Origin of the sequence: Ectobacillus soli (assembly GCF_042610425.1) — a bacterium.
Lineage (GTDB): Bacteria > Bacillota > Bacilli > Bacillales > Bacillaceae_G > Ectobacillus.
This window is the reverse complement of record NZ_JBGJZM010000008.1, coordinates 24867-35255: the sequence shown is the minus strand read 5'-3', so window position 1 is coordinate 35255 and position 10389 is coordinate 24867. Positions and strand designations below refer to the sequence as shown.

5 protein-coding genes, 1 CRISPR repeat array and 2 riboswitches are annotated in these 10389 nt (G+C 35.9%); all 5 genes read right to left on the bottom strand.

Annotation, left to right across the window (positions count from 1 at the left end; all coding sequences use genetic code 11):
* Positions 1-424: 424 nt before the first annotated feature.
* The 5 genes from ACAN53_RS17880 to cas2 all read right to left on the bottom strand — a co-directional run bounded on the left by ACAN53_RS17880 (position 425) and on the right by cas2 (position 10389).
* Entirely contained in the window at positions 425-1942 is a 1518-nt protein-coding gene (locus ACAN53_RS17880) for a sensor histidine kinase (protein ID WP_379971509.1), read from the bottom strand.
* A complete protein-coding gene (locus ACAN53_RS17875; RefSeq protein WP_379971508.1) occupies positions 1926-2627 on the bottom strand; it encodes a response regulator transcription factor in 702 nt (233 codons plus the stop codon). The genes ACAN53_RS17880 and ACAN53_RS17875 overlap by 17 nt, the downstream gene beginning before the upstream one ends.
* Before the next feature lie 142 nt (positions 2628-2769).
* Entirely contained in the window at positions 2770-4095 is a 1326-nt protein-coding gene (locus ACAN53_RS17870) for an NCS2 family permease (RefSeq protein ID WP_379971507.1), read from the bottom strand.
* Positions 4096-4193: 98 nt separating this feature from the next.
* Positions 4194-4295, bottom strand: a riboswitch (purine riboswitch).
* Positions 4296-4413: 118 nt separating this feature from the next.
* On the bottom strand, positions 4414-5949 hold the full coding sequence (guaA, locus tag ACAN53_RS17865; protein ID WP_379971506.1) for a glutamine-hydrolyzing GMP synthase: 1536 nt from the start codon (positions 5947-5949) through the stop codon (positions 4414-4416).
* A 142-nt stretch (positions 5950-6091) separates the two neighbouring features.
* Positions 6092-6194, bottom strand: a riboswitch (purine riboswitch).
* Between the two features lie 328 nt (positions 6195-6522).
* Positions 6523-9941: direct repeats of the CRISPR family, unit length 29 nt; unit sequence ATTCACATTCCACTTAGTTAATGAAAAAC.
* 184 nt (positions 9942-10125) lie between these two features.
* The gene (cas2, locus tag ACAN53_RS17860; RefSeq protein ID WP_379971505.1) at positions 10126-10389 is read right to left on the bottom strand and encodes a CRISPR-associated endonuclease Cas2; all 264 of its coding nucleotides are present in this window, start codon (positions 10387-10389) and stop codon (positions 10126-10128) included.

Sequence of the window (10389 nt, the reverse complement as noted above, 5' to 3'; positions counted from 1 at the left end):
ATCCTGAGCCAGGATCAAACTCTCCATAAAAGTTAAAGTTTGTCTAAGCTTTAAAAAAATAAAACTGACGTTTCATGTTTTGTTTAGTTTTCAAAGAACTCGTTATCGCCTTATAGCGACTTGACTAATATATCACTTCTTATAAATGATGTCAATCATTTATTTCAACCCGGTTTCAATATGTCCCGAATCAACGTGTTCCAATATACCATGTTATTTTAGTACTTGCAACCCTTTTTTAAATAAAATGAAACTTCCATGGTGAGGGGCTTCCATCCCCACCAAGGTTCGCAAAAGGTATTTTTTTATTTTCATGAGGAGTTGTCCTCACTAAGCTTTCTCAACATTTCTCTATATCTTTAAGACAAAGTATCCTACTGTCAATAGAATAAAAAAGACAATCTACATGATTTCAATAATAAATCTATTTTCCCTGAATAATAGGGAGCTGTACAATAAAGCGAATAATCGTTTGATCACATTCAGCCCATACATTACCCCCATTCAATTTTACAATACTTTTCGCTATGGCCAATCCAAGTCCAGACCCTTCTGAGACGTTACTTCTCGATTCATCTGTTTTATAAAAACGATCAAACAACTGCATCAATTCATCCTCAGATAAGGGGTCACTGTGATTCTCAACACATATTTGTACATACTTATCTATTGGTTGCATACTTACATCAATCACACTTGGTTGATAACTATATCGAATGGAATTAGCAAGTAAATTTTCAAACACGCGTACAATTTGATTAGGATCCGATTCAATATATAATCGTTCCTTTGTAAAGTCTGTTCGAAAAGAAAGAGAGTACTCCTCAGCCTGATAGGTCATTTCCCCAACAAGTTGTTCAATGAGTTCATTAATACAAAAAATTTGTTTATTTATTTTTATCCCTTCATTATTTAGTTTCGTATAATCAAACAAATCTTCGATTAATTTTTTTAGCTGTTCCGTCTTATTTGAAACTATGGACAGATACTCATTCGATTGCTCTTCTGTTGTATATTTTTTATCACGAATAAGACGTAAATATCCCATAATGGATGTTAGCGGCGTTCGCAAATCATGGGACACATTCGTAATCAGGTCTTTTTTTGTTTGCTCTGCTTTTCTTTCTCCTTCAATTTTCAACTCTAATCGCTCTACCATTTCATTGATCGTATCAGCGAGTTGTCCGAGCTCATCTTTACTCTTTCTCGGTATTCTATATTTTAAATTTCCATAGGATATCTCCTTAACGCCTTCTGCCATCGCTTCAATTTGCTGCATCTTTTTCTGCGTTAAGAAGTAGAATAGGAAAATAAAAACGACAATGCCAATTATAAATGGAAAAGGATTTGCCGTAGACACATACATGACTCTACCTTTAGGCATACCACTAACAACTACATACAGTCGTTTCCCTTCCCGTTCAAAAGGATATAAAGAAGTGAATTCTCCGCGCGAATCTTTCCTATCTTGTACATTACCTCCCCCATCGATTACAGAATGGATCATCGTTTGCAAATCTATATGGGTTTCCGTAGCTTCTTTTGTTTTAAAGAGGACGTTCCCATCTTCTTCAACGAGCAAAATCTTCAAATTATCTTTCACATTTTTTACATCCAAAAGATCTTGAATGGAGTTTCCTTCCTTTGTTTGTGATTTATTTGAAAGCAAGCTTGCAAGAACCTGAGCCTTATTATTTATTTGTTCCATACCAAAGGAATAATCGGTAACCTCATGGCGATTCGCACTTTCAAAAAAAGGAGCTGTCCACATAGCAACAAGAATAGCGACAAAAACACAAACTATAAACGTAAACATAAGCTGCGTGCGAATGCTTGTTACAACCCTTCTACGGCAAAAGAAAAATACATTTCGTATTCCATTATAAATAAATAGCAATGACGCTTTAAACGATTGTATAGTACGATTAACGATTTCCTTCAATTTTGTATCCTACTCCCCATACCGTTTTAATAAACATTGGTTTACGTGGATTTTCTTCTATCTTTTCACGGATTTTTCGTATATGCACCATAATTGTATTTTCAGATTGATAATAGGGCTCTTGCCATACTTGTTCGTATATCTTTCCAGCACTAAATACTACTCCGGAATTACGAGCAAGAAGTTCTAAAATCGTAAACTCCCGTGGTGTTAGTTTTATGTCCCGCCCTGCTTTTTTCACTTCATGTGTCGCAACATTTATCGTTAAATCGTCAATTTCAATTTCATTTTCATCATTAGGAGCATAACCTTGCATCCGTATATATCGGCGGAGTTGTGATTTTACACGAGCTGTTAATTCTAACGGATTAAACGGCTTTGTCATATAATCATCGGCTCCAGATGTTAAACCAATAATCTTATCCATATCTTGGATTTTTGCTGAAAGCATAATAATCGGCATATTTTTCGTTTCTCGAATTTTCATACAAGCCTGTACACCGTCCATCTTCGGCATCATAATATCGAGAATTACAAGATGAACTTCGTTCTGTTTAACGAGTTCAAGCCCTTCAAGACCATTAGCTGCCTTTAATATACGATAGCCTTCGTCTTGTAAATATATCTCTATTAAATCTCGAATTTCTTTTTCATCATCAATGATTAAGATGGTCTCGTCCTTCATGTCAAACCCCTTTCTATACAAAGTTCGCCTATATACATAATAAAACAAAATTCGTAGGAAGAAAAAACAGAAATTATTAACAATTTCTTTATAACACAAAAAAGCCGGAACCCTTAAAGGATTCCGGCTTGAGTCATATCGATTATTTTCTTACAAAGATGAAATATAGAACGAAGATGACAGCCATTACATACATAATTGGGTTAACTTCTTTCCCGCGACCTTTAACAACCATTGTAATTGGGTAGAAGATAAAGCCAATTGCGATCCCTGTTGCAATGCTATATGTTAATGGCATCGCAATGATTGTGAAGAATGCAGGAACGGCAGTTTCGAACTTCTTCCAATCAATTTCACCTAGTGAAGATACCATTAGAATACCTACGATAATTAACGCTGGTGCAGTAACAGACGCTGTTACAACACTTAGTAATGGTGAGAAGAAAAGAGCTAGTAAGAAAAATCCTGCAGATACGACAGCAGTAAAACCAGAACGTCCGCCTGCTGCAACCCCAGCTGAAGATTCAATGTAAGCTGTTGTAGTTGAAGTACCAAAAATTGCTCCGATTACCGTTGCAGATGCATCTGCAAATAATGCTCTTCCAGCGCGTGGAAGCTTGTTGTCTTTAATTAATCCAGCTTGATTGGCTACAGCTACAAGTGTACCTGCTGTATCAAAGAAATCGATGAAGAAGAACGTTAAAATGACTACAAGCATTTTTGCAGTGAAAATATCACCAAAATGCATAAATGCTACACCAAACGTAGGTTGAATACTTGGAATAGAGCCAACAATTGCTGTTGGAGCATGAATCAAACCAGTAACCATTCCGACGATTGCAGTAACAACCATTCCGAAGAACACAGCTCCGTTAATCTTTCTTGTCATTAAAATAACGGTGATGAATACACCGAAGATTGCTAATAAAGTCGTTCCTTTTGTTAAATCGCCAAGTCCTACTAAAACCGCTTCATTCTTTACAATAAGTCCTGCATTTTGAAAACCAATGAATGCGATGAATAAACCAATACCTGCTGCAACAGCATGTTTCAATTCAACCGGAATAGCGTTGATAATTTTTTCACGAAAACCAGATGCTGTTAATACCACGAAAATAAGTCCAGACATTAATGTACCAGCAATTGCCGTTTGCCATGGAATACCCATTGTTAAAATAACTGTATAAGCGAAAAATGCATTAATTCCCATTCCTGGTGCTAGCGCAATTGGATAGCGAGCAAATATCCCCATGATAAGAGATCCTACCGCTGCAGCTAATGCTGTTGCTACGAAAACCGCTCCCTTGTCCATTCCAACCCCTGCTGGTAAATTCGGAATAGAGCTCAAAGAAAGAGTAGCCGGATTTACGAATAAAATATAGGCCATAGATAAAAACGTTGTTAAGCCGGCAAGAAATTCTGTTTTATAATTCGTACCAAGCTCTTCAAATTGAAAATAGCGTTTCATAAGTTTTTTTCCTCCACATCAAAATGAATTGGTCACGCAATCTTCCAATACAAAAAATGGCACTTCCACTAAACATGGAAGTGCCGACACATAATACACGTATTGTCAGAACACCTCGTAGTCCAGCCATTTACGGTAGCTAGGTAGAAACTTTTGGGCCCTATTCCCAAGATTATACGATGCTTTTACTATATTAAATAAGTACAGAAATTATTTTACGAGCGAACATACAGATTGTCAATATAAAAAACGAACAAATTATGATGAATACACATAAATTGTTCGTTTTTCTCACATACTTTTTTCTCGTCTCTCGTCCTATTCCCACTCAATTGTTGCAGGTGGCTTACTCGTAATATCATACACAATTCTGTTTACATGTTTTACTTCGTTTACTATACGTACAGAAATTTTTTCTAATACATCCCATGGAATACGAGCCCAGTCAGCGGTCATGCCGTCAATGGAAGTTACTGCACGAATTCCTACCGTGTAATCGTATGTGCGTTCATCACCCATTACTCCAACGCTTCGCATGTTAGGAAGAGCCGTGAAATACTGCCAAATTTCGCGTTCTAATCCAGCATTTTTAATTTCCTCACGGAGAATAGCATCGGATTCCCTTACGATTTCAAGCTTTTCTTCTGTTATTTCGCCTAACACACGAATTCCTAGCCCTGGACCAGGGAATGGTTGGCGCCATACGATTTCATCTGGAATACCAAGTTCAGAACCTAATACGCGAACCTCATCCTTAAACAATGTATTAAGCGGTTCGATTAACTGAAATGACATATCCTCAGGAAGGCCACCTACATTATGATGAGACTTAATCGTTTGGGCCGTTAACGTACCGCTCTCAATAATGTCAGTATATAATGTACCCTGTGCCAAATAATCTATACCATCAAGTTTCCCAGCTTCATCATCAAATACATAAATAAACTCGTTACCGATGATTTTACGTTTTTTCTCAGGATCGCTTACACCTTGTAGTTTATCCATGAAGCGTTTCTGTGCATCTACTTTAATGACGTTCATATGGAAGCCTTCACGGAATGTTTTCATAACACTTTCCGCTTCACCCTTACGAAGAAGACCGTGATCTACGAAAATACAAGTTAATTGATCCCCAATTGCTTTATGTATTAGCACAGCAACTACAGAGGAATCTACTCCACCACTTAGTGCACATAGAACATTTTTGTTGCCAACTGTTTCACGAATCTTTGCTGTTTCCATTTCGATAAAGTTCTCCATGTTCCAGCCTTCTGAACAGTTACAAACACCAAAAACAAAGTTTTTCAAAATATCATTTCCGTATTCAGAATGACGCACTTCTGGGTGGAATTGTACACCATAGAAGCCACGTGATTCATCACTCATTGCTGCTATCGGGCAAGATTCACTCGTCCCATCGACTACGAAGCCCTCGGGTAATGCTGTAACAAGATCGCCATGGCTCATCCAAGCTACTTGTTCAGTTGGAACATTCGCATATAACTTAGATTGATTTTCTACTTTTAAAATTGCCTTACCATATTCACGAGTCGTTGCACCCTCAACCGTACCGCCTAAATGCTGCGTCATCAATTGCATTCCGTAGCAAATACCGAAAATCGGTAAACCTAATTCAAAAATCGCAGGATCGCAGTGAAACGCCTTGTCACCATATACACTATTTGGCCCACCAGAAAAAATAATCCCCTTAGGATTCATTTCCTTAATTTTTTCGGCTGAGAGTGTATGTGGATGCAATTCACTATATACACCAAATTCACGGATGCGACGTGCAATCAACTGATTATATTGACTTCCAAAGTCCAGAACAATAATAAAGTCATGTTTCTTCAAAGTTCTCACCCCAACATTATATTTAATACGATAGTTTTTCCGTTTTCTTCCTTATGATATACAAGAAAGTACACGAAAAAAGCTAGAATTCCAGCCTCAACAGAAAAAGGCAGAATTCTAGCCCTTGAACGACCGTTCCTTCAAGCAGAATCGCTGCCTTCATAGTCAGGTTATATTACGGTAACCCGGTAGAAACTCTCAATCCTTATTATTGAGTATATATGAAGGTAAATATTATTTCCTTCTCGATTCTAACAACGAAAACACGAAGAGGTCAAGAGCCATCGTGCAATATTCGTCAGAAATTATTGCCTTTTTCCAAACAATCTCCGTAAAAATAGCGATTAATATTAATATTTTTACGTTTATTTCCAAAAGGAAGGGCGAAGTCCCAGCAGCATACAGAGGGCGCGGCCCAAAGAGGGCGTGGGGGAATGGCTGTAGAGATGGATGCTTAAGTGCGAGATAAATAAGATTCGCCAAAATACAAACCATATGGCATGTTAGCTATCTATGCCATCTTGATATTTATATCGTACTTATCCACCATACCCATATCTAATTCTCTTTCTAATTCACATTCCACTTAGTTAATGAAAAACATTGCTCAACCTCGCGAATTTCTTCATTCCCATTCAGATTCACATTCCACTTAGTTAATGAAAAACTGCTTGTACAAGCAATTCTCCTGCAATTACAACAAGATTCACATTCCACTTAGTTAATGAAAAACAAAGGGGCAGGAAAATCTGTAGCAATGACCGAATATTATTCACATTCCACTTAGTTAATGAAAAACAAGGACATGTCATTTTTGATTTAATAAACAATTAGAAATTCACATTCCACTTAGTTAATGAAAAACTATAAGCCATTTTACTTGTATGACGTGTAATTGCATATTCACATTCCACTTAGTTAATGAAAAACTTGGTTCACGAGCACACTATACACCCGACTAGAAAAATTCACATTCCACTTAGTTAATGAAAAACTTAAAGCAACGATTGCTGCAATAATACCAGCCGCAATATTCACATTCCACTTAGTTAATGAAAAACAATGAAGGTTCGGCTTTATTGATATTTGATGAAGCATTCACATTCCACTTAGTTAATGAAAAACGCCAGTAACCGCAGCAGTTACACTTGAAACATCAGTATTCACATTCCACTTAGTTAATGAAAAACTCAGTTGGAGCCGTATTTTGATAATCCAATTCATTATTCACATTCCACTTAGTTAATGAAAAACGACACACCGATAAGAACCGCCATAATGCCAACACCTACATTCACATTCCACTTAGTTAATGAAAAACTGGCTTGAACCCAGTCGACACAAGACCTCAAGCCGAGATTCACATTCCACTTAGTTAATGAAAAACGTGATGGGAAAATAACACCTCTTAAGCCACCAGAAACATTCACATTCCACTTAGTTAATGAAAAACGTAAGATTTTAAAATCGTGTATGCGGATCATAGATATTCACATTCCACTTAGTTAATGAAAAACTTTAGTAGTATTAATCATTATTATCTCGATTGCAAGATTCACATTCCACTTAGTTAATGAAAAACAACGGTGCATCAATCGTTAGTATTGCTAAAGAATAATTCACATTCCACTTAGTTAATGAAAAACATTCAATCCGATAGGAACAATACATGTCCAATTAGTATTCACATTCCACTTAGTTAATGAAAAACAATGTTATGCTCGATTCTTCGTCTGTTCATGACACGATTCACATTCCACTTAGTTAATGAAAAACGGCTAGGCGAAGAACGACATAATGACGATCAGCAAGATTCACATTCCACTTAGTTAATGAAAAACGTGATGGGAAAATAACACCTCTTAAGCCACCAGAAACATTCACATTCCACTTAGTTAATGAAAAACTGAAATTTCCTCGGGTACTAATACCGTAGTAACCTAATTCACATTCCACTTAGTTAATGAAAAACGTGGTTATACAAGCGTGTAATATCATTATTTAATAATTCACATTCCACTTAGTTAATGAAAAACCATATTCTCCAACTACTTACACAAAGTTGTATGTTGAATTCACATTCCACTTAGTTAATGAAAAACGAGAGTTCATTGAGCATCCTTTTGGCGATTTTTCAAAATTCACATTCCACTTAGTTAATGAAAAACTAATATCAACCTTAAAAAAAGGGGTGGGGGTCTAAATTCACATTCCACTTAGTTAATGAAAAACGTCCTACGAGGGGTTCCAATGCAATTACACGTCCTAATTCACATTCCACTTAGTTAATGAAAAACACGATTCAGCAGATGTTCTTCCCTTTCCAGGAAAACATTCACATTCCACTTAGTTAATGAAAAACGCTGTTTTCGTAAAAACTATGCTCCTAACTAAATTAATTCACATTCCACTTAGTTAATGAAAAACAAAGTCAGGATTATTCGCCCAAGTCGTATCATCTAAATTCACATTCCACTTAGTTAATGAAAAACGCTAAAGGACACCGGCGTATTTTTCTATATAGATAATTCACATTCCACTTAGTTAATGAAAAACTCACCTTCTTTCATTTTTTTCCGATATATATAAAAAATTCACATTCCACTTAGTTAATGAAAAACTAACACCCCTAAAGTGAACATACAACGTCTTACATAAAAATTCACATTCCACTTAGTTAATGAAAAACCTTAAATGAATCAACAACAGGATTGAATTGTACCGCATTCACATTCCACTTAGTTAATGAAAAACGTATGCGGCCCAAACCGGTAGAATGATTCGTGAAGAATTCACATTCCACTTAGTTAATGAAAAACTAGAAAGCGAACTATTTAAATAAGCAAAATCACTATTCACATTCCACTTAGTTAATGAAAAACGAACGTCCAGAATCGTTTCTACGACGTTTTAAGTGTATTCACATTCCACTTAGTTAATGAAAAACATGGAAGCCACGGCAAAAAGAGTATCCGATTACACATTCACATTCCACTTAGTTAATGAAAAACACGTACCACACATTAGTAGACACATGACGTATTGTAAATTCACATTCCACTTAGTTAATGAAAAACTATTTAATGACTTGTGGAATTGCTTCCTCTGCCATTATTCACATTCCACTTAGTTAATGAAAAACGCCGCAACTGTGGGACTTCCTTCATTAGTAGCCGGATTCACATTCCACTTAGTTAATGAAAAACTGTGATAGGGGATTGTTTTGTCGTCTTTGTATCCTGTATTCACATTCCACTTAGTTAATGAAAAACGAAAATCCACAAAGAGTTTTACGAGCTTTGCGACTACAATTCACATTCCACTTAGTTAATGAAAAACACGTGGGTGTTAGATGCGTTTGTGTCGCTCATGACGATTCACATTCCACTTAGTTAATGAAAAACGAAGTGATACCGCACATAAGCATGAGGGTAGGCTGGCTATTCACATTCCACTTAGTTAATGAAAAACACATAACTTACACAAGAAACGTTTCTAAAAGAGGGATTCACATTCCACTTAGTTAATGAAAAACATGAAACCACTCATGCACGTTCGGCCTGTTATTACATTCACATTCCACTTAGTTAATGAAAAACGTTTATTTCGTTTGTATTATCTTTCTTCTGTTGTCCAATTCACATTCCACTTAGTTAATGAAAAACACGAGTGATGATGGGAAAATATATGTTGTACAGAAATTCACATTCCACTTAGTTAATGAAAAACGTCTACGTGATGATGATTATGTATTCAAGAGTCAAAAATTCACATTCCACTTAGTTAATGAAAAACGGTGAGATAATGACAGACTTGCGAAATCTCACAGTCATTCACATTCCACTTAGTTAATGAAAAACTGGCCTTGCTGTAAGAAACTGTCCTTCTTGTCAGATTATTCACATTCCACTTAGTTAATGAAAAACCACTAGCTCTCATACGACAAATTCAGCAGCAATATGGATTCACATTCCACTTAGTTAATGAAAAACCCTACTTAGGGCTTGTAAGAAAAGCCTGTATTATCAAGGCTTTTGAAGCACATATTCATTATATCATTTACCAATTTTGCAGTATATCTCCTATTATGTTTTAGTATTTTCATAAAAGTGAGTTACAAATCCTTGTATATCAAGCTTTCATGAGTATTCTACAAAAAATTCGATACACTGCAAATTATAAAAACATGCTTTCAAAATCCTTTTCAACACCATAAATAGTTTTGTTAATATGCTTAGGATTGGCAATACGGTATACATAAATTGAGTCAAATGTTGGATTAGCCTTTGTTGCAATTTCAGCCATGCATTGTTTAAGTAAGCCTTCTGTAATTTCACCTTCAAATAATGAATTTTGTGTCCATGTTAAATATTTTTTTAATACTTTATGCACCTTGCCAACACGTTTCTCATCTACATCATACGCTACTAATACGTACAA

Excerpts from the sequence above, each read along its gene's own strand:
- ACAN53_RS17875 (WP_379971508.1), bottom strand. The coding sequence starts at position 2,627 with ATGAAGGACGAGACCATCTTAATCATTGATGATGAAAAAGAAATTCGA.
- ACAN53_RS17870 (WP_379971507.1), bottom strand. The coding sequence starts at position 4,095 with ATGAAACGCTATTTTCAATTTGAAGAGCTTGGTACGAATTATAAAACA.